This is a genomic window from Blastococcus aggregatus (assembly GCF_900221005.1).
GTDB classification, from domain to species: Bacteria; Actinomycetota; Actinomycetes; order Mycobacteriales; family Geodermatophilaceae; genus Blastococcus; species Blastococcus aggregatus.
Map to the genome: position 1 here is coordinate 1 of NZ_OBQI01000007.1, position 19,855 is coordinate 19,855.

Sequence of the window (19,855 nt, forward strand, 5' to 3'; positions counted from 1 at the left end):
AACTCCTGGGGGTAGGGCTTGGGCACGGTGAACATCCTTCCAGCGGCACCCCTTGGCACCACAGATCAGATGTCACCTACTCGTGCAGCAGTCCCTTCCCGAAGACGGTGTCGAAGCTGGGGATCGTCTATACACCGGTGGAGATCGTCGACTTCATCCTGCGCTCGGCCGACGAGGTGCTGCGCGCGGAGTTCGGCCAGGGGCTGACCGACGAGGGCGTGCACGTGCTCGACCCGTTCACCGGCACTGGCACTTTCCTGGTGCGGCTGCTGCAGAGCGGCCTCATCGAACCGCACGACCTGGCGCGCAAGTACGCCAACGAGCTGCACGCCAACGAGATTCTGCTGCTGGCGTACTACATCGCCGCGGCGAACATCGAGACCACGTTCGAGGAGCTGGAGGGGACGCCGCTGCCATTCCCCGGGCTCGTGCTCACCGACAGCTTCCAGTCGTGGGAGGACAACGACCAGCAGGACATCGACGTCATGCCGGAGAACAATGAACGGCTAGAGCGGCAGAAGCAGTTGCCCATCCAGGTCATCGTCGGCAATCCGCCGTACTCAGTGGGGCAGGATTCCGCCAATGACGACAACGCCAACGAGAAATATCCGACTCTGGACGGCGAGATCGAACGCACCTACGTCGCGCGGTCAACCGCCACGTCGAAGCGCACGCTGTACGACTCCTACATACGGGCCATCAAATGGGCCACCCTCCGCCTCGGCGACCGCGGCATCGTCGCCTTCGTTACCAACGGGGGCTTCCTAGACTCCAACGCTGCCGACGGCATGCGCCAGGCGCTCGCGGAGGAATTTGCTGCCATCCACGTCTTTAACCTGCGGGGGAACCGGCGACAAGGCGGCGCCGAGGGTCGGCCAATTTGGGAAGCATTCGCCAAGGGCTCTGGCGGTTCGATCGCGACCATCGCCATCGTTGTGCTGGTCAAGCGACCGCACGCCACAAAGCCGGCGACCATCTACTATTCACAGGTCGGTGATTTCACCACAGCAACCGAAAAGGTTGCTGAGGTCGTTTCTGCGGGCAGCATAAGCGGCCTAAGCTCGCTGGCGATCACCCCCAACGAGCACGGTGACTGGCTCCATCAGCGTGGCCAGGATTTTGCGGCCTACATGTCCATCGGGGCCAAGGCGAAGGGTCTCGCTGTCTTCGGGCTGTACTCGAAGGGGATCAATACCGCTCGATCGAACTGGGCCTACGGCTCCTCGCGGGTGGCGCTCCAACGGAACATCGAGCAACTCATCCTCGCGTACGAACGGGACCGCCAAGCTCTCGCGGCGGATTCGTCGACACTGCTAAATGCAGACGAGCGGCAGATCAAGTGGAGCCGGACGCTGGAGTCGGCCGTGCGCCGCGGCGTGACGATGCAGTTCGATCCTCAAAACCTGCGCAGGGCAGCCTTTCGCCCGTTCACTACGCAGTGGGTCTACTGGGACCGCCACCTTAACGATCAGCTCTACTCCACGCCGTACCTCTTCCCTAACGGCCTCGAGAATGTTGGCTTCTCGCTCACAGATGCGGCGTCACACGCTCCGTTTTCGCTGCTGATGATCAACGACCTGCCGGACCTGCACACTCTTGATACGGCCCAGTACTTCCCGAGGTGGCGATACGAGAAGGTCAACGACTCGGGGATGTTCGAGGTCCACGCGGGCGAAGTGGTCGACGGCTACCGGCGGATCGACAACATCACCGACGAGGCGCTCGCAGCGTTCACCGCGGCCTACCCCGGAGAGTCGATCAGCAAGGACGACATCTTCGACTACGTTTACGGGCTGCTGCACTCGCCGGAGTATCGGGAGACCTACGCGGCGGACCTGAAGAAGATGCTGCCGCGAATCCCGTTCGCCAAGGACTTCCGCGCCTTCGCCGACGCAGGTAAGCAGTTGGCCGCGCTGCACCTGAGCTACGAGACCGTCGAGCCGTGCCCGCTGGAGGGGCTTGACGTCTCCGGTCCCGGTGGCGAGGCGGACTACGAGTTCTTCGCCGTCGGAGACAAGAAGATGACCTTCGGCAAGCCGACCGCCGAGCAGAAGGCCGCCGGGCTTCGACACGACCGGTCGATGATCCGATACAACGACCGGATTACCCTGCGCGGCGTCCCAGAGGAGGCGTACCGGTACACGTTGGGAAGCCGCTCGGCCATCGAGTGGATCATCGACCGCTACTGGGTGAAGACCGACAAGGCGTCGGGCATCGTCAACGACCCCAACGACTGGTCCCGCGAAGTCGGCGATCCGCGCTACATCCTCGACCTGCTGGCACGCATCGTCACAGTCTCCTTGGAGACGGTCAAGGTGGTGGACTCCCTGCCCCCGCTCGATATCCGCCACGACGGGTGAACGGCACCGGACGGCCAGGCCGCGATCACGGTCCGCCGGCCACTACCGCGGGGGGCAGCGACCAACCACGAGACGACACCGAGCGGGTCCGTGCCTGCCGCCGCTCGTGGGCCGGCGGCCCGTGCTCGGAAGCTGCACGACGTCGAGGTCATCCGCGGCCGGGCCGTGCCTTCGGCGTGCCTTTCGCGTGCCTTAAGCACCGGCCAAAGCCGGTGGTCAGGGGGTAGCAGGGGTCAGCACCCATAAGGCACGGGAGCGGCCCCAACGCCGCGCTGAGCTGCACAGACGAGCAAATCTGCTGGTCAGTGCGTGGAGCGGGTGACCGGGATCGAACCGGCATGGCCAGCTTGGAAGGCTGGGGCTCTACCATTGAGCTACACCCGCGAGGTGCCCGGACAGCCTAACGGCCGGGGCGCTCGCAGCTGCGCCAACCCGGGCGCGACGCCGCTACGGTGCTCCGCGTGACGCAGACCACGTGGATGGACGCGACCGCCCAGGCCGAGCTCGTACGCAGCGGCCAGGCCAGCCCTGTCGAACTCGTCGAGGACGCCATCGAGCGGATCGAGCGGGTGAACCCGCAGCTCGACGCGGTCATCCGCGACCGGTTCGCCGAAGCCCGCAAGGAGGCGGCCGGAGAGCTCCCCGACGGTCCGTTCCGCGGCGTCCCGATGCTGCTCAAGGACCTCGGCTGCCACGTCGCCGGCGAGACCACCCAGTACGGCACGTCCTTCCTCGGCGACGTGCGCTGGCCGGCCGACAGCTACCTCGCGCAGCAGTTCCGCGCCGCCGGGTTCGTCTTCCTCGGCCGCACCAACGTGCCGGAGTTCGGCACCACCATCACCACCGAGCCGGTGTGCAACGCCCCGGCCCGCAACCCGTGGAACCCCGGCCATTCCACCGGCGGTTCGAGCGGCGGCTCGGCGGCGGCCGTGGCCGCGGGGCTGGTGCCGATCGCGCACGCCAACGACGGCGGCGGCTCCATCCGCATCCCCGCTAGCGAGTGCGGCCTGGTCGGCCTCAAGCCCACCCGCGCCCGCGTCAGCCAGGGGCCCGACGTCGGCGAGGGCTGGGCCGGCGCCACCATCGACGGCGCCGTCACCCGGACGGTCCGCGACGCCGCCGCCGTCCTCGATGCGATCAGCGCCTTCATGCCGGGCGACCCGTACCCGGCGCCGGCCTTCGTCCGGCCGCTGGCCGCCGAGGTGGGTGCCCCCGTCGGCCGGCTGCGCGTCGGCCTCCTGGACGCCGCGCCGGGGGAGCAGTACCTGGACCACCCCGACTGCCGCGCCGCGGTCGCGGACGCCGGCCGGCTGCTCGAGGAGCTGGGCTGCGTCGTCGAACCCGGGACGCCGGACGCCATGTTCGACGAGCTGTTCTCGCGCTTCTTTACCGCGACCATCGCGGCCGACACTGCCGTGACCCTCTCCGCGCTCGAGCAGTTCGCGCTGGGCCGGGCGATCGCCGACGACGAGCTGGAGCCGCGCAACGCGATGTACCGCGCCGTCGGGCGGGAGATGCCGGCCACCGACTACCTCGCCGCACGGGCGTACCTGGGCGGCTGGGTCCGCCGCATGGCGGCCTTCTGGACGCCGGAGGAGCACGGCGGCCGAGGGTTCGACCTGCTGGTCACCCCGACCGTGGCGGCGCCGCCGCCCGAGCTGGGCTGGTTCACCGGGGCCGGTCCGGAGGAGGAGGGCCGCCGGATCGGCAGCTTCCTGCCCTACACCGCGCAGTTCAACGTCACCGGTCAGCCGGCCATCAGCCTGCCGCTGCACTGGAGCGACGACGGCCTGCCGGTCGGGGTCCAGATCGTCGCGGCGTTCGGCCGGGAGGACGTGCTCGTCCGGGTCGCGGCCGCGCTGGAGGAGGCTGCTCCGTGGGCGGGCCGCCGGCCGCCGGTGAGCGCCTGAGCTCCGTGCCGGCGGGAGCCGGTGGCCGACCCGCCTAGACTCGGGCAGCCACGGGGTGTGGCGCAGCTTGGTAGCGCACCTGCTTTGGGAGCAGGGGGCCGCAGGTTCAAATCCTGTCACCCCGACCAGGTCGTGCTGCAGGCTCACATCCTGTCGCCCCGACCAGGTCGTCCTGCACGGGTTCACATCCCGTCAGCCCGGCCGAGCCACGACGTCCGTAGACTCGTGGGTCGACGCGGCGCCGTCGAGCACCGAGCGCCCCACCCGCTGTCTTACCGAGGAGCACTGCCGCTGTGAAGAGCACCATCGAGGAACTGGGCCCCACGCGGGTCCGGATGGCGATCGAGGTGGCTTGGGGGGACCTGGACCACGCCTTCGGTGAGGTCTACAAGGAGCTGGGCAAGCAGGTCCGCGTCCCCGGCTTCCGTCCCGGCAAGGTCCCGAACCGCGTGCTCGACCAGCGCATCGGCCGGCCCGTCGTCCTGGAGCAGGTCGTCCAGCACGCGATCCCGGAGGTCTACTCCGAGGTCGTCCGCGAGAACCAGGTCCGCGTCCTGGGCCAGCCCGAGATCGAGGTGACCAAGCTCGAGGACAACCAGACCCTCGAGTTCACCGCCGAGGTCGACGTCGCCCCGCAGCTCGAGCTGCCCGCCCTGGACGCCCTCGCGGTCACCGTCGACGACGTCGAGGTCACCGACGAGGAGATCGACCAGCAGATCACCGTCATGCGCGAGCGCTTCGGGATGCTGCAGTCCGTCGAGCGCGCCGCCCAGGACGGCGACTTCGTCTCCATCGACCTCGAGGCCAAGCTCGGCGACGAGGTCCTCGAGGACGGCTCGACCACCGGCATGTCCTACGAGGTCGGCTCCGGCAACCTGATGGAGGGCCTCGACGACGCCGTCCGCGGGCTCTCCGCCGAGGAGTCGAAGACCTTCCAGACCGCCCTGCTCTCCGGCCCGAACGCCGGCGAGTCGGCCGACGTCACCGTCACCGTCCGCTCGGTGAAGGAGAAGGAGCTCCCCGAGCTCGACGACGACTTCGCCTCCACCGCCAGCGAGTTCGACACCCTGGCCGAGCTGCGCGAGGACGTCCGCACCCGCCTGTCCCGCACCAAGGTGATCCAGCAGGGCGCGCAGGCCCGCGACAAGCTCGTCGAGCACCTGCTCGAGGCCGTCGAGGTGCCGATGCCCGACAACCTGGTCGAGCGCGAGATCGAGTGGCGCAACCGCGCCTTCGAGGGCGAGCTGCAGCAGGCCGGCATGGACTGGGACAGCTTCCTCAAGATGTCCGGCGTCGAGAGCCGCGAGGCCTACGACGCCGACCAGCGCAAGAACGTCGAGGAGGCCGTCCGGACGCAGTTCATCCTGGACGCGATCGCCGACGCCCGTGAGGTCACCGTCGACAACGACGACCTCTCCGCGCAGATCATGGCGCAGGCCCAGCGCAACCGGATGAGCCCGGAGCAGTACGCGCAGCAGCTGCAGCAGGGCAACAACATCGCCGAGTTCGTCGCCGACGTGCGCCGGACGAAGACGCTGGCCCAGCTGCTCGAGCAGACGACGATCACCGACGCGTCGGGCAACACCGTCGACCTCGAGGCGCTGCGCCCGCAGACCGTCCAGGCCCCGGCCGGGGACGACGCCGACGAGGAGCAGATCGACGCCGAGTTCTCCGCGGAGGCCGCCGCCGTCGAGGCGATCGAGGGCGCCGTCGACGACACCGAGGCCGTCGACAAGGCCTGATCGCCTCCGCGCCAGCGCTCGGAACGCCGCTCCACCCGACACCGGGTGGGGCGGCGTCCGTCGTTTCCGGGCCGATTTCCTGCCTGGTCGCTGCGCCGTCGGCGAACACCACCCGTTGCGGGACTGCACCGTCGGAGGTGCGCGTTAGGGTCGACAGGACTCAGGCGAATCGCCGGGGAGCACCGTTCCCCGGAGGGCCGTCGAAGCCCGCACCATCGCCCCGCACACGAACAACCAGTCCACCGAGACCGACTGCTGGACAGTCCTACGGAGGTCACCGCACCCGTGAGCACTACCCACCCGAACCTCGCGAGCGCACCCATGATGCGCGGCGCCGGCGGAATGATGAACCTCGGAGACTCCGTCTACGAGCGCCTGCTGCGCGAGCGCATCATCTTCCTCGGCACGCAGGTGGACGACGTCATCGCCAACCAGCTCGCCGCCCAGATGCTGCTGCTGTCCGCCGAGGACCCCAAGAGCGACATCCACCTCTACATCAACTCGCCCGGCGGCTCGGTCAGCGCCGGCATGGCGATCTACGACACGATGCAGTTCATCGACTGCGACGTCGCCACGTACGGCATGGGCCTGGCCGCCTCGATGGGCCAGTTCCTGCTCACCGCGGGCACTGCGGGCAAGCGCTACGCGCTGCCGCACGCGCGGATCATGATGCACCAGCCCTCGGCCGGCGTCGGCGGAACCGCGGCCGACATCGCCATCCAGGCCGACCTGTTCCGCCGCACCAAGAAGGAGCTCAACGAGCTCCAGGCGCTGCACACGGGGCAGAGCATCGAGCAGATCGAGACCGACTCGGACCGCGACCGCTGGTTCACCGCGCCGGAGGCCCTCGAGTACGGCTTCGTCGACCACGTGGTGAGCAAGGCGACCATGACCGACAGCACCAACCCGGTCACCGACAACTGAGTCCGGAGGGACTGACATGAGCTTCCAGATGCCCTCCAGCCGCTACATCCTGCCCTCCTTCGTGGAGCGCACGAGCTACGGCATGAAGGAGTCCAACCCCTACAACAAGCTCTTCGAGGAACGCATCATCTTCCTCGGGGTGCAGATCGACGACGCCTCGGCCAACGACGTCATGGCCCAGCTGATCACGCTGGAGTCCACCGACCCGGACCGCGACATCACGATCTACATCAACTCTCCCGGTGGCTCGTTCACCTCGCTCATGGCGATCTACGACACCATGATGTTCGTCCGCCCCGACATCCAGACCGTGTGCATGGGCCAGGCCGCCTCGGCGGCCGCGGTCCTGCTGGCGGCCGGGACGCCGGGCAAGCGCCTGGCCCTGCCCTACTCCCGCGTGCTGATCCACCAGCCCTCGGGTGAGGCGGGCGGTCAGGTCTCCGACCTCGAGATCCACGCCGCGGAGATCCAGCGGGTGCGGGTGCAGATGGAGGAGATCCTGGCGCGGCACACCGGTCGTTCGACCGAGCAGATCCGCAAGGACATCGACCGGGACAAGATCCTCACCGCTCAGGAGGCGAAGGACTACGGCATCGTCGACCAGGTGATCCAGAGCCGGAAGCTCAACGCCCTTCCCGCGGTCTGATCCTTCCCGGCGCGAGCCGGGGCCGCGCGTGTCGCGTCCCCGGCTCGTACCGTCGAAGGGTCCAGCGGTTCGGGAGGGCACTCCCGGGCCAGGGCTGGGCCGCGAGGCGAGCGGTACGGAAGTGGGACGGGCCGGCGTCAACCGGGTGAGTCATTGCCCGGCGGCGTCGGTGACGGCAGGTACGTTCGGCGGACGCCTGAACCCCGGCCTCGAGGGCCGGGACGAGAGCCCCGCCGAGTGGGGACTGCACGGGCGAAGATCAGCAGCGACGACGACGCAGGCACCTGGTTCCAGGGCTGCGAATCCGAACCGGAGGTCAGCAGGTGGCACGAATCGGTGAGAGCGGTGACCTGCTCAAGTGCTCCTTCTGCGGGAAGAGCCAGAAGCAGGTCAAGAAGCTCATCGCGGGCCCCGGGGTCTACATCTGCGACGAGTGCATCGACCTCTGCAACGAGATCATCGAGGAAGAGCTGTCGGAGTCCTCGGACCTCAAGTTCGACGAACTGCCGAAGCCGAAGGAGATCCACGACTTCCTCGAGCAGTACGTCATCGGTCAGGACAAGGCCAAGCGCACGCTCTCGGTGGCCGTCTACAACCACTACAAGCGGATCCAGGCCGGCGGTGACCGCCGCGACGAGGGCGTGGAGCTCGCCAAGTCCAACATCCTGCTGATGGGCCCGACCGGCTGCGGCAAGACGCACCTGGCGCAGACCCTCGCGCGGATGCTGAACGTGCCCTTCGCGATCGCCGACGCCACGGCGCTGACCGAGGCGGGCTACGTCGGCGAGGACGTCGAGAACATCCTGCTGAAGCTGATCCAGGCCGCCGACTACGACGTCAAGCGCGCCGAGACCGGCATCATCTACATCGACGAGGTCGACAAGATCGCCCGCAAGAGCGAGAACCCGTCGATCACCCGCGACGTCTCCGGTGAGGGCGTGCAGCAGGCGCTGCTGAAGATCCTCGAGGGGACGACGGCGTCGGTGCCCCCGCAGGGTGGGCGCAAGCACCCGCACCAGGAGTTCATCCAGATCGACACGACGAACGTGCTGTTCATCGTGGGTGGCGCGTTCGCCGGCCTGGAGAAGGTCATCGAGGCGCGCACCAGCAAGCAGGGCATCGGCTTCGGCGCCGAGGTGCGGGGCAAGGCCGAGATCGCGGAGGCCAACGCCTTCGCCGAGGTCATGCCCGAGGACCTGCTGAAGTTCGGCATGATCCCCGAGTTCATCGGCCGTCTCCCGGTGATCACCAGCGTGCAGAAGCTGGACCGCGAGGCGCTGATCAACATCCTCACCGAGCCGAAGAACGCCCTGGTGCGCCAGTACCGGAAGCTCTTCGAGCTCGACGGCGTGGAGCTGGAGTTCACCGACGACGCGCTCGAGGCCATCGCCGACCAGGCGATCCTCCGCGGCACCGGCGCCCGCGGGCTCCGCGCGATCATGGAGGAGGTGCTCCAGTCGGTCATGTACGACATCCCCAGCCGGGAGGACGTCGCCTCCGTGGTGATCACCAAGGAGGTCGTGCTGGAGCACGTCAACCCCACCATCGTGCCGCGCAAGCCCACCCGCGAGCGTCGCGAGAAGTCCGCCTGACCCGAGCAACCGCGTCGACGGCCCGTCCCCACTGCGGGGGCGGGCCGTTCGCGTTCCTGTGCCCCGCCGCTCGGGACCGTTGAACCCGGATGGCCCACCAGGTCCGGCGTCCTGGGGCACCCGGGTTCACCGGTCGGCCAGCCGCCGGCGCACGACGGCCTCGATCTCCCGCCGGCACCCCGCAGGGTCGCTCACCAGGCGTTCATAGCTGAAGCGCAGCACCACCCACCCCAGCGTGGCCAGCGCATTGTCGCGGCGCAGATCCCGCTCCCGGGCCTCGCGGCTGCCGTGGAACGCCGCGCCGTCCAGCTCCACGGCGACCCCGGCCTCCGGCCACGCCGCGTCCAGCTCGGCGGCCCGCCCGTCGGGCAGGACGACCCGGTGCTGCTGGACGAACGCCGGCACCGTCGGTGGGCCGGGGAGCACGTGCTGCACGCCGAAGATCTCGAGCTCGCTCTGGCACCCGCGCTCCACGAGTTCCAGCAGCGCGACGAGTTCCACTCGTCCGGCGTGGCGCGGCGTCCGGTCGGACTGGCGCCGTACCGCGGAGGCACGGACCGCGCGTGTCCGCACCGCCTCGATGACCGCCTGCCGCACCAGGGGTCGCTCGGCCGGCGCGCGCCGATTACGCGTCGGTGACCAGGCCCACCACCACGCATCGACCAGGCTCCGCGCCGGCTCGATCACCTCGAGGCCGTCGCAGCGGATCGTGGTGAGGCGTCGTCCGGAGCGGTGCACCAGCACGTCCGAGGCGTCCCGAAGGCAGCGGGCGAGCTCCACCGTCACGTGCAGGGGCCCCGCCGTCGGGCGTACGAGGCCGGCCGCCGTGAGTGCCGAGAGGTGGCTGAGCGGCGCGTCCGCGTACAGCGTCGCGGCCCGTGCACGGTCCGCCCACCTCACGGTCCGGTCGGGCAGCGCGACCACGCCCGGCGCCACGACCAGCAGGCGGCCCTGTGCCAGCCAGCGGCCGACGGTGCTGGTGCTGGTGACCGCGGTGACGTCCGCGCGGCGGGCGACGCCGTGAGGGAGGAGGTCGACCGGCCGGGGCACGCCGAAAGGCTCGCCGATCTGCGACCTCCCCCGCAGACGCCCTGTGGACGACGCGACCGGTGAACCCGCACGGCCCAGGGGAGCGCCAGTCGTGGGTCGTCCGGGTTCGACGATCGGTGAGACGCGCCGGGCCCGGCGCTAGGGTCGGCGGGTGACCACGCGGTACGTCGCGCTGCTGCGGGCGATCAACCTCGGCTCCACCCGCCGGGTGTCCATGCCGCAGCTCCGCGAGGCGCTCGGCGCACGGGGATACGGCACGGTGCGCACCCACCTGGCCAGCGGCAACGTCGTCCTCGACAGCCCCCTCGGCGAGACGGACCTGGCGGCCGACCTCGCCGTCGCCATCGCGGAAGAGTTCGGTCTCGACGTCCCGGTGGTGGTGCGGAGCGGGGAGGAGGTCGCCGACGTGGTCGCGGCCGATCCCCTCGGCGACGTGGCGGCCGACCCGTCCCGCTACTCGGTGACCTTCTTCCCGACCGCGCCGGACGCGGAGCGGGTCGCTGCGCTGCCCCCGGCTGACGGCGGCCGCTACGGGGTCCAGGGCCGCGAGCTCTACCTGTGGCTGCCGGACGGCCTCCAGCAGAGCCCGATGGGCCGCTGGAAGTGGGACCGGCTGCTGGGAGTGGCCGGAACCGCGCGCAACTGGAACACGGTGCGCAAGCTCGCCGAGCTGGCCTCGGACCGCTGAACCCGGACGACCCATCCAGGGGTCGGACGTGGGTCGCCCGGGTTCAGCGGTCGGACTGCGGTGGAGTCAGGCGTCGGCGACCTCGGCGAGGACGACCTCGACGGTCAGCTCGCCCTCACCGGGCTGGACGGCGAGCGTCGCGATCCGGCCGGCGTCGACCAGGTCGGCGCGGGCGGCCTCGATCAGCGGCACCTGAGCGGCGGGCGCGCGCACCGTCGCCGTCGCGACGTCGGCCCGCATGGAGACCTTCGCGTCGGACTTGGCCTTGCGCACGCCGGCCAGCGCCGCGGCGGTCGCGGTCACCACGGCGGGGTCGCCGTCGGCGGGCAGCGCGGAGGCCACCGGCCAGGCGGAGCGGTGCACGGAGCCGGCCTGCCACCAGGACCAGACCTCCTCGGTCACGAACGGCAGCACCGGGGCGAACAGCCGCAGCTGCACCTCGAGGGCCACCGCCAGCGCCGCCTGCGCGGAGGCCGCCGCGGGGCCGGTCCCGTAGGCGCGGGACTTCACCAGCTCCACGTAGTCGTCGCAGAACGACCAGAAGAACGTCTCGCTGACCTCGAGCGCGCGGGTGTAGTTGTAGGCCTCCATCGCCGCGGTCGCCTCGTCCACCACCCGGCCGAGGGCGGTGAGCAGGCCGAGGTCGATCGGCTCGGTGACCTGCTCGACGGTCGAGGACGCCGAGGCGCCCAGACCCAGCACGAACTTGCCGACGTTGAGGATCTTCATCGCCAGCCGGCGGCCGACCTTCATCTGCGTCTCGTCGAACGGCGAGTCCGCACCCGGGCGCGCACCCGCGGCCCGCCAGCGCACCGCGTCGGTGCCGTACCGCTCCAGGACGTCGATCGGCGTCGTCGCGTTGCCCTTGGACTTCGACATCTTCTTGCGGTCGGGGTCGACGACGAACCCGGAGATCGCCGCGTGCGACCACGGCACCGTGCCGAACTCGTAGTGCGAGCGCACCACGGTCGAGAACAGCCAGGTACGGATGATGTCGTGCGCCTGCGGGCGCAGATCCATCGGGAAGACGGCGGCGAACAGCTCCGGGTCGGTGTCCCAGCCCGAGGCGACCTGCGGCGAGAGGGACGACGTCGCCCAGGTGTCCATGACGTCGGGGTCGGCCATGAACCCGCCGGGCACGCCGCGCTGCGACTCGTCGAAGCCCGGCGGCACGTCGGACGACGGGTCGACCGGCAGCGAGGCCTCGTCGGCCAGGATCGGCTCGTCGTGGATCGGCTCGCCCTCGGCGTCGAGGCGGTACCAGACGGGGAACGGGACGCCGAAGAACCGCTGGCGGCTGATCAGCCAGTCACCGTTGAGGCCCTCGACCCAGTTCTCGTAGCGGTGCCGCATGTGGTCGGGCACCCACTGGATCTCCCGGCCGCGGGCGACCAGCGCGTCGCGGAGGTCGCCGTCCCGGCCACCGTTGCGGATGTACCACTGGCGGGTGGTGACGATCTCGAGCGGGCGGTCGCCCTTCTCGTAGAACTTGACCGGGTGGGTGATCGGCCGCGGCTCGTCGAGCAGGTCGCCGGACTCCCGCAGCAGCTCCACGATCCGCTGCTGGGCGCTGAAGGACGTCTTGCCGGCCAGCTCGTCGTAGGGCCGGTCGGGGACGCCCGCCGGCGGCTCGGCGAGGAAGCGGCCGTCCCAGCCGATGACGGCGCGGGTCGGCAGCTGCAGCTCGCGCCACCAGATGACGTCGGTCAGGTCGCCGAAGGTGCAGATCATCGCGATGCCCGAGCCCTTGTCCTTCTCGGCCAGGCGGTGCGCCATCACGGGCACCTCGACGTCGAACAGCGGCGTCCGCACGGTCTTCCCGAACAGCGGCTGGTAGCGCTCGTCGTCCGGGTGGGCCACCAGGGCGACGCAGGCGGGCAGCAGCTCGGGGCGGGTGGTCTCGATGACGACCGGGCCGTCCGGGCCGGCGAAGGAGACCCGGTGGTAGGCGCCGGGGCGCTCGCGGTCCTCGAGCTCGGCCTGCGCGACGGCGGTCCGGAAGCTCACGTCCCAGAGGGTCGGCGCCTCCTGGGCGTAGGCCTCGCCGCGGGCCAGGTTGCCGAGGAACATCTTCTGCGCGGTGGCGCGGGAGCGCTCGGAGATCGTCCGGTAGACGTTCGACCAGTCCACCGAGAGCCCGACGCGGCGCCAGAGCTTCTCGAACTCGGCCTCGTCGGCCTCGGTGAGCTGCATGCAGAGCTCGACGAAGTTGCGACGGGAGACCGGCACCTGGTCCTTGCCCGGCTTGGCGGGGGGCTCGAAGGACGGGTCGTAGGGGAGCGCGGGGTCGCAGCGGACCCCGTAGTAGTTCTGCACCCGGCGCTCGGTCGGCAGGCCGTTGTCGTCCCAGCCCATCGGGTAGTAGACGTGCTTGCCCCGCATGCGCTGGTAGCGGGCGACGAAGTCGGTGTGCGTGTAGCTGAACACGTGCCCGACGTGCAGCGAGCCCGACGCGGTCGGCGGGGGGGTGTCGATCGAGTAGATCTGCTCGCGGGGCGCCTGGAGCGCGGCGTCCCGGTCGAAGGCGTAGGTGTCCTCGGCCGCCCAGCGCTCGACCCACTTCTCCTCGAGCCCGTCGATCGTCGGCTTCTCGGGTACGTCGACGGACGCTGCCGGGGCAGGAGTGGCCGGGGTCGCGCTGTCGGGAGCCATGTGCCTCAGTCTAGGAACCGGTCCCCTGGCATCCTGAGCAGGATGAGCAACGGCAGCACCGGTGAACTGGCCCGGGTCGAGCAGGAGCTGCTGGCCCGTTGGCCGGAGAGCCGGCTCGAGCCCTCCCTCACGCGGATCTCCGCCCTGGTCGACCTCCTCGGGAACCCGCACCGCGCGATGCCGGTGATCCAGGTGGCCGGTACCAACGGCAAGACGACGACGGCGCGGATGATCGACGAGCTGCTCCGCGGCTTCGGCCTGCGCGTGGGCCGGTTCACCAGCCCGCACCTGGAGTCGATGCGGGAGCGGATCGTGCTCGACGGTGAGCCGGTGAGCCCCGAGCGGTTCGTCGAGACCTACGCCGACATCGCGCCCTACGTGCAGATGGTCGACGCCGCCGGCGAGCACCCGATGAGCTTCTTCGAGGTGATGGTCGGCATGGCGTACGCGCTGTTCGCCGACGCGCCGGTCGACGTCGCCGTCATCGAGGTCGGCATGGGCGGGACGTGGGACGCCACCAACGTCGCCGACGCGCGGGTCGCCGTCGTCACCCCGGTGGCGATGGATCACGCCGAGTACCTCGGGCCGGACGTCGCGACGATCGCCGGTGAGAAGGCGGGGATCATCAAGGCCGACTCGATCGCGGTGCTGGCCCACCAGCAGCCGGGGGCGCTGGACGCCCTCGTGCGCCGGGCCATCGAGGTGGACGTCGTCGTCGCCCGCGAGGGCACGGAGTTCGGCGTGCTGGAGCGCCGGGTCGCCCTCGGCGGGCAGCAGGTGCGCCTGCAGGGCCTGGGCGGCGAGTACGACGAGGTCTACCTGCCGCTGTTCGGCGCGCACCAGGCGCAGAACGCGGCCACCGCCCTGGCCGCCGTCGAGGCGTTCCTGGGCGCGGGCGCCGCCACCGGCCCCGTCGAGCAGGAGACCGTCCGCGCCGCGTTCGCCGCCGTCCGCTCGCCCGGTCGCCTGGAGCGGGTGCGCACGAGCCCCAGCGTGCTGATCGACGCGGCGCACAACCCGGCCGGCATGACGGCGACGGTGGAGGCGATCCGCGAGTCCTTCGACTTCACCCGGCTGATCGGGGTGGTGGGCGCCGTCCGCGGCAAGGATGTCGCCGGGATGCTGGCCGCGCTCGAGGAGATCTGCGCCGAGGTCGTCGTCACGCAGAACTCCTCGGAGCGGGCGCTGCCCGCCGACGAGCTGGGCGCGCTGGCGGTCGACGTCTTCGGTGCCGACCGGGTCAGCGTCTCTCCGCGGCTCGGCGAGGCGATCGGCGAGGCGATGGAGCTCGCCGAGGCGGGTCCGGACGACGCGCTCGGCGGCTCCGGCGTGCTGGTCACCGGCAGCGTGATCACCGCGGGGGAGGCCCGCACCCTGCTGTCGGGACGGCGTTCGTGACGGCGCCCGATCCGGTCCGGGCCGGCCGGGCGCTGGGCGGGGCCGCCGCCGCGATCCTGGTGCTCGAGGGCATCGCCGTGCTGTTCGTGCCCCGCGGCATCGCGCAGACCGAGGAGGGGCTCGGCGCCGTCCGGCTCACCATCCTGCTGGTCCTCGCCCTGCTGCTGATCCTGGCCAGCGGCATCCAGCGGCGGGAGCGCGGGCTGGTCATCGGCACGGCGCTGCAGGTGCCGCTGCTCGCCACCGGCCTGATGAACAGCGCGATGTGGTTCGTCGCCGGCGCGTTCGTGCTGATCTGGCTGTACCTGCTGCAGGTGCGCAAGGAGCTGATCGGGTCGCCGTTCGGCCCGGTCCCGGTCACCCGCCCCACGGACGACGGCGACGCCGGCGCAGCCGGCTGACCCCCGTCCCGGAGGAATCCATGACCCACCTGTTCAGCGAGTTCACGCTCAAGGGCGTCACCCTGCGCAACCGCATCGGGATGAGCCCGATGACGATGTACCGGTCGACCGACGGGCGCCTGGGCGACTACCACCTCATGTACCTCGGAGCCCGTGCCGCCGGCGGCTTCGGGCTGGTCTTCCCCGAGCAGATCGCGATCGCCCCCGAGGGGCGTACGAGCGTCCACTGCGCCGGCATCTACGACGACGCCCAGATCGAGGGCCACGCCCGGGTCACCGCCATGATCAAGTCGATGGGCGGGGTGCCGGGCATCCAGCTGGGCCACACCGGGCGCAGCGGCAGCGAGGAACCGCCCTGGGCGGGATGGGGCCAGATCGCCCCCGACGCCCCGGACGGCTGGCAGGTGGTCGGGCCCTCGGACGTCCCCTACGGGGCGCCGCGACGGCCCCATCCCGTGCACGCGCTCACGGTCGAGGAGATCGGGGAGCTCCACCGGCAGTACGCCGCCGCGGCGGTCCGGGCGGCCGAGGCCGGGTACGAGTGGCTGGAGCTGCACTTCGCGCACGGCTACCTCGGGTCGAGCTTCTTCTCGCCGCTGGCCAACCGGCGCGACGACCGGTACGGCGGCAGCCTGGAGAACCGCGCCCGCTTCCTGCTCGAGGCCCTGGACGCCGTGCGGGCGGTCTGGCCCGAGCACCTGCCCCTGACGATGCGGCTGGGAGCGGACGACTTCCATCCCGAGGGCACCCGCTTCGAGGACTCGGTCGTCGCGATCGGGTGGATGAAGGAGCACGGGCTGGACCTCGCCGACCTGAGCTTCGGCGGGAACACCGACGACATGACCGACCCGCTCTGGAACCAGCCGGGCGCCTGGGTGGAGCGCGCGGGCCGGATCAAGCGGGAGATCGGGATCGCCGTCGCGACGAGCTGGAACCTCGGTGTCCCGCAGGATGCCGACGCCGCGGTGCGGGCGGGGGACGTCGACGTCGTCCTGCTCGGGCGGGCGGCGCTGGCGAATCCCCACTGGCCGGTCTGGGCCGCCCGCGAGCTCGGCCACGACGCCCCCTTCGGGCTGGTCCCTCGCGACTGGGCCTGGTGGCTGGAGAACTTCCGCGGCCACGCGCCGTCCATCGGCTGGCCGGCGCCCGGCGCCGGTGCCTGAGGGGCCGCTCCGGAGGAGGTCGTAGGCTCCGGCCCCGTGACCGAACGCACTCTTGTCCTCGTCAAGCCCGACGGCGTCGCCCGTGGCCTCGTCGGCGAGGTGATCACCCGCCTCGAGCGCAAGGGCCTGCGCCTGGTCGCCGCCGAACTGCGGACCCTGACCGCCGACGTCGCGGAGACGCACTACGCCGAGCACAGCGAGCGCCCCTTCTTCGGCTCGCTGGTCGAGTTCATCACCAGCGGCCCGCTGATGGCGCTCGTCGTCGAGGGCCCCCGGGCCATCGAGGCGTTCCGTGCCCTGGCCGGCGCCACCGACCCGGTGAAGGCCGGCCCCGGCACCATCCGCGGCGACTTCGCCCTCGAGGTGCAGAACAACATCGTGCACGGCTCGGACTCGCCCGAGTCCGCCGCCCGCGAGATCGGCCTGTTCTTCCCGAACCTGGGCTGACGTCCTCCGGTCCGGGGTGGCCGTCCGCCGCGGCGGCTACCCTGGACCGGTCATGACTGCAGAGCTCCGCACGACCGCCGGCGAGTCGCTGTACCCGCGACTCGAGCCGCTGCTGGCCCAGATCCAGAAGCCCATCCAGTACGTGGGCGGTGAGCTCAACGCCCAGGTGAAGCACTGGGACGCAGCCAGCGTCCACTGGGCGCTGATGTACCCCGACGCCTACGAGGTCGGGCTGCCCAACCAGGGCCTGATGATCCTCTACGAGGTCCTCAACGAGCGCGCCGACGCCCTGGCCGAGCGCACCTACGCCGTCTGGCCCGACCTCGCCGCCCTGATGCGCGAGCACGGCGTCCCGCAGTTCACCGTCGACGGGCACCGTGCCGTCGCCGACTTCGACGTGCTCGGCGTCAGCTTCGCCACCGAGCTCGGCTACACGAACCTGCTCGAGGCGCTCGACCTCGCCGGCGTCCCGCTGCACGCGGTCGACCGCGACGAGAGCCACCCGGTCGTCGTCGCCGGCGGGCACGCCGCCTTCAACCCCGAGCCGGTCGCCGACTTCGTCGACTGCGCCGTCCTCGGCGACGGCGAGCAGGTCGTCGGCGACATCACCGACGTCGTCAAGGCGTGGAAGGCCGAGGACCGCCCCGGCGGCCGCGAGGAGCTGCTCGCCCGGCTGGCCCGGGTGGACGGCGTCTACGTCCCCCGCTTCTACGCGATGTCCTACGGCGACGACGGCGCCATCGCGGCCGTCACCCCCACCCGTGACGACGTGCCGGAGAAGGTCGGCAAGCGCACCGTCATGGACCTCGACGAGTGGCCCTACCCGAAGCAGCCGCTGGTGCCGCTGGCCGAGAGCGTCCACGAGCGCATGAGCGTGGAGATCTTCCGCGGCTGCACCCGGGGCTGCCGGTTCTGCCAGGCCGGGATGATCACCCGCCCGGTGCGCGAGCGGACGATCACCGGCATCGGCTCGATGGTCGACGCCGGCCTCAAGGCGACCGGCTACGAGGAGGTCGGGCTGCTCAGCCTCTCCAGCGCCGACCACTCGGAGATCGGGCAGCTGGCCAAGGAGCTCGCCGACCGCTACGAGGGCACCAACACCGGCCTGAGCCTCCCGTCGACCCGCGTCGACGCCTTCAACGTGACGCTGGCCAACGAGCTGTCCCGCAACGGCCGGCGCAGCGGCCTGACCTTCGCCCCCGAGGGGGGCAGCGAGCGGATCCGCCGGGTCATCAACAAGACGGTGTCCAAGGAGGACCTCGTCCGCACGGTGACGACGGCGTACGCGAACGGCTGGACGCAGGTGAAGCTCTACTTCATGTGCGGTCTGCCGACCGAGACCGACGAGGACGTCCTGGAGATCGCCGACCTGGCGGTCGAGGTCATCCGCGCCGGCCGCGAGGCCAGCGGCCGCAAGGACATCCGCTGCACCGTCTCCATCGGTGGCTTCGTGCCCAAGCCGCACACCCCGTTCCAGTGGGCGAGCCAGGCCAGCCCCGAGACGATCGACAGCCGGCTCCGGCTGCTCCGCGCGAAGATCAACGAGGACCGCAAGATCGGCCGTTCCATCGGGCTGCGCTACCACGACGGCAAGCCGGGAGCGATCGAGGGCCTGCTCTCCCGCGGCGACCGCCGCGTCGGCCGGGTCATCGAGCGCGTGTGGCGCGAGGGTGGCCGGTTCGACGGCTGGAGCGAGCACTTCTCCTACGACCGCTGGGTCGCCGCCGCCACCGAGGAGCTGGCGCCCTTCGGCGTCGACCTCGACTGGTACACCACCCGCGAGCGCACCGAGCACGAGATCCTGCCCTGGGACCACCTGGACTCCGGGCTGGACAAGGAGTGGCTCTGGGAGGACTGGCAGGCCGCGATCTCCGAGGACGAGGTGGCCGACTGCCGCTGGACCCCCTGCTACGACTGCGGCGTCTGCCCGACCAACGGCACGGAGATCCAGATCGGCCCCACCGGCCGCAGCCTGCTGCCGCTCACGGTCGTCTGATGGGCCGCCAGCCCGACGGTCCGCCGCCGCCGCCCACGGTCCAGAAGCTGCGCATCCGCTACGCCAAGCGCGGGCGGCTGCGGTTCGCCTCGCACCGCGACCTGGCCCGGGCCCTGGAGCGGGCGCTGCGCCGGGCCCGGGTGCCGATGGCGTTCTCCGCCGGCTTCAGTCCGCACCCGAAGATCTCCTACCTCGGGGCCGCGCCGACCGGCGCGGCCAGCGAGGCGGAGTACGTCGAGATCGGCCTCTCGGTCCGCTGCGACCCCGAGGCCGTCCGGGTCGCCCTGGACGATTCCCTGCCCGAGGACATCGCCGTCCTCGAGTGCGTGGAGGCAGGGGCGGGGACGGGCTCGCTGGCCGACCGGATCGACACCTCGGTCTGGCGGGTGGAGCTGCCCGGGCTCGACCCGGACGAGCTGGCGCGGGCGGTCGAGGCGTTCCTGGCCGCCGACGTGGTGACCGTCGCGAAGCGCACCAAGAACGGCCTCAGGGACATCGATGCCCGCCCGTCGGTGGCCAGCGCGTCGGCCTCGACCGGGGCAGGTTGTGCCATACTGCACATGGTCGTCCGGCAGGGAACGCCCGTCGTACGACCGGACGACGTGTTGGCCGCTCTGGCTGCCGTCGCCGACCTGCACCCGCCGTTGCCCCCCCGGGCCGTGCGTGAGGCGCAGGGCCGGCTCGACGGCACCGGGACAGTGGCCGATCCGCTCGGCCCGGACCGCACTGCGGGAGCCCCCGACCAGGAGGCGCACGCGACGGTCTGACCAGCGGAGGCCCACGGGGCTCGCGCACCGTCGCCGCGACACGGCTGCCAGACGTGCCGCACCCGCAGACCAGCGCCACCGAGACCACAGCACCAGCGGAACCACCGCACCACCGAGAT

General features: G+C 71.0%; 15 protein-coding genes and 2 tRNA genes. 14 read left to right on the forward strand and 3 right to left on the reverse strand.

The window, feature by feature from the left end; translation table 11 throughout:
• Positions 1-137: 137 nt before the first annotated feature.
• Complete coding sequence (locus CRP29_RS19975; RefSeq protein WP_245853122.1) at positions 138-2,360, forward strand: type ISP restriction/modification enzyme; 2,223 nt, start codon at positions 138-140, stop codon at positions 2,358-2,360.
• A gap of 310 nt (positions 2,361-2,670) precedes the next feature.
• Here the strand turns inward: CRP29_RS19975 and CRP29_RS19980 are convergent.
• A tRNA-Gly gene (locus CRP29_RS19980) sits at positions 2,671-2,744 on the reverse strand.
• Positions 2,745-2,821: 77 nt separating this feature from the next.
• Between CRP29_RS19980 and CRP29_RS19985 the strand changes: the two genes are divergently transcribed.
• The 6 genes from CRP29_RS19985 to clpX all read left to right on the forward strand — a co-directional run bounded on the left by CRP29_RS19985 (position 2,822) and on the right by clpX (position 9,174).
• Positions 2,822-4,270, forward strand: a complete 1,449-nt coding sequence (locus CRP29_RS19985; RefSeq protein ID WP_217991686.1) for an amidase — start codon at positions 2,822-2,824, stop codon at positions 4,268-4,270.
• Between the two features lie 51 nt (positions 4,271-4,321).
• Positions 4,322-4,398 (forward strand) — tRNA-Pro (locus CRP29_RS19990).
• 165 nt (positions 4,399-4,563) lie between these two features.
• Positions 4,564-6,012, forward strand: coding sequence for a trigger factor (gene tig, locus CRP29_RS19995; RefSeq protein WP_097196835.1), 1,449 nt, complete (start codon positions 4,564-4,566; stop codon positions 6,010-6,012).
• A 285-nt stretch (positions 6,013-6,297) separates the two neighbouring features.
• Positions 6,298-6,936: an ATP-dependent Clp protease proteolytic subunit gene (locus tag CRP29_RS20000; RefSeq protein ID WP_425427112.1), complete on the forward strand. Its 639-nt coding sequence runs from the start codon at positions 6,298-6,300 to the stop codon at positions 6,934-6,936.
• A gap of 16 nt (positions 6,937-6,952) precedes the next feature.
• Positions 6,953-7,582, forward strand: coding sequence for an ATP-dependent Clp protease proteolytic subunit (locus tag CRP29_RS20005; protein WP_097196837.1), 630 nt, complete (start codon positions 6,953-6,955; stop codon positions 7,580-7,582).
• A 323-nt stretch (positions 7,583-7,905) separates the two neighbouring features.
• Positions 7,906-9,174 carry an ATP-dependent Clp protease ATP-binding subunit ClpX gene (gene clpX, locus CRP29_RS20010; protein WP_097196838.1) on the forward strand — a complete coding sequence of 423 codons (1,269 nt, stop codon included), beginning with the start codon at positions 7,906-7,908 and terminating at the stop codon, positions 9,172-9,174.
• 126 nt (positions 9,175-9,300) lie between these two features.
• Here clpX and CRP29_RS20015 read toward each other — a convergent pair whose 3' ends face one another.
• Positions 9,301-10,224, reverse strand: a complete 924-nt coding sequence (locus CRP29_RS20015) for a DUF559 domain-containing protein (RefSeq protein WP_101541105.1) — start codon at positions 10,222-10,224, stop codon at positions 9,301-9,303.
• Between the two features lie 151 nt (positions 10,225-10,375).
• On the opposite strand from CRP29_RS20015, the gene CRP29_RS20020 reads away from it, so the two are divergent.
• The gene (locus CRP29_RS20020) at positions 10,376-10,912 is read left to right on the forward strand and encodes a DUF1697 domain-containing protein (protein WP_097196840.1); all 537 of its coding nucleotides are present in this window, start codon (positions 10,376-10,378) and stop codon (positions 10,910-10,912) included.
• Positions 10,913-10,978: 66 nt separating this feature from the next.
• Here the strand turns inward: CRP29_RS20020 and valS are convergent, their stop codons facing one another.
• Positions 10,979-13,564 (reverse strand): valine--tRNA ligase, encoded by a 2,586-nt coding sequence (valS, locus tag CRP29_RS20025; protein ID WP_097196841.1) that lies wholly within the window; start codon positions 13,562-13,564, stop codon positions 10,979-10,981.
• A 42-nt stretch (positions 13,565-13,606) separates the two neighbouring features.
• Between valS and CRP29_RS20030 the strand changes: the two genes are divergently transcribed.
• The 6 genes from CRP29_RS20030 to CRP29_RS20055 are packed head-to-tail and all read left to right on the forward strand — an operon-like array spanning position 13,607 to position 19,736.
• A complete protein-coding gene (locus tag CRP29_RS20030; protein ID WP_097196842.1) occupies positions 13,607-14,962 on the forward strand; it encodes a bifunctional folylpolyglutamate synthase/dihydrofolate synthase in 1,356 nt (451 codons plus the stop codon).
• Entirely contained in the window at positions 14,959-15,363 is a 405-nt protein-coding gene (locus CRP29_RS20035) for a DUF4233 domain-containing protein (protein WP_097196843.1), read from the forward strand. Before CRP29_RS20030 ends, CRP29_RS20035 begins: the two co-directional genes overlap by 4 nt.
• A 20-nt stretch (positions 15,364-15,383) precedes the next feature.
• The gene (locus tag CRP29_RS20040) at positions 15,384-16,526 is read left to right on the forward strand and encodes an NADH:flavin oxidoreductase/NADH oxidase (RefSeq protein WP_097196844.1); all 1,143 of its coding nucleotides are present in this window, start codon (positions 15,384-15,386) and stop codon (positions 16,524-16,526) included.
• Positions 16,527-16,562: 36 nt separating this feature from the next.
• On the forward strand, positions 16,563-16,973 hold the full coding sequence (gene ndk / locus CRP29_RS20045) for a nucleoside-diphosphate kinase (protein WP_097196845.1): 411 nt from the start codon (positions 16,563-16,565) through the stop codon (positions 16,971-16,973).
• A 52-nt stretch (positions 16,974-17,025) separates the two neighbouring features.
• Positions 17,026-18,969 carry a TIGR03960 family B12-binding radical SAM protein gene (locus CRP29_RS20050; RefSeq protein WP_097197047.1) on the forward strand — a complete coding sequence of 648 codons (1,944 nt, stop codon included), beginning with the start codon at positions 17,026-17,028 and terminating at the stop codon, positions 18,967-18,969.
• Positions 18,969-19,736: a TIGR03936 family radical SAM-associated protein gene (locus CRP29_RS20055; RefSeq protein WP_097196846.1), complete on the forward strand. Its 768-nt coding sequence runs from the start codon at positions 18,969-18,971 to the stop codon at positions 19,734-19,736. The genes CRP29_RS20050 and CRP29_RS20055 overlap by 1 nt, the downstream gene beginning before the upstream one ends.
• Positions 19,737-19,855 lie beyond the last annotated feature (119 nt).

Coding starts and splice junctions, on each gene's coding strand:
- CRP29_RS20055 (WP_097196846.1), top strand. CDS start 18,969: ATGGGCCGCCAGCCCGACGGTCCGCCGCCGCCGCCCACGGTCCAGAAG.
- CRP29_RS20040 (WP_097196844.1), top strand. CDS start 15,384: ATGACCCACCTGTTCAGCGAGTTCACGCTCAAGGGCGTCACCCTGCGC.
- CRP29_RS20050 (WP_097197047.1), top strand. CDS start 17,026: ATGACTGCAGAGCTCCGCACGACCGCCGGCGAGTCGCTGTACCCGCGA.
- CRP29_RS20030 (WP_097196842.1), top strand. CDS start 13,607: ATGAGCAACGGCAGCACCGGTGAACTGGCCCGGGTCGAGCAGGAGCTG.
- valS (WP_097196841.1), bottom strand. CDS start 13,564: ATGGCTCCCGACAGCGCGACCCCGGCCACTCCTGCCCCGGCAGCGTCC.
- CRP29_RS20005 (WP_097196837.1), top strand. CDS start 6,953: ATGAGCTTCCAGATGCCCTCCAGCCGCTACATCCTGCCCTCCTTCGTG.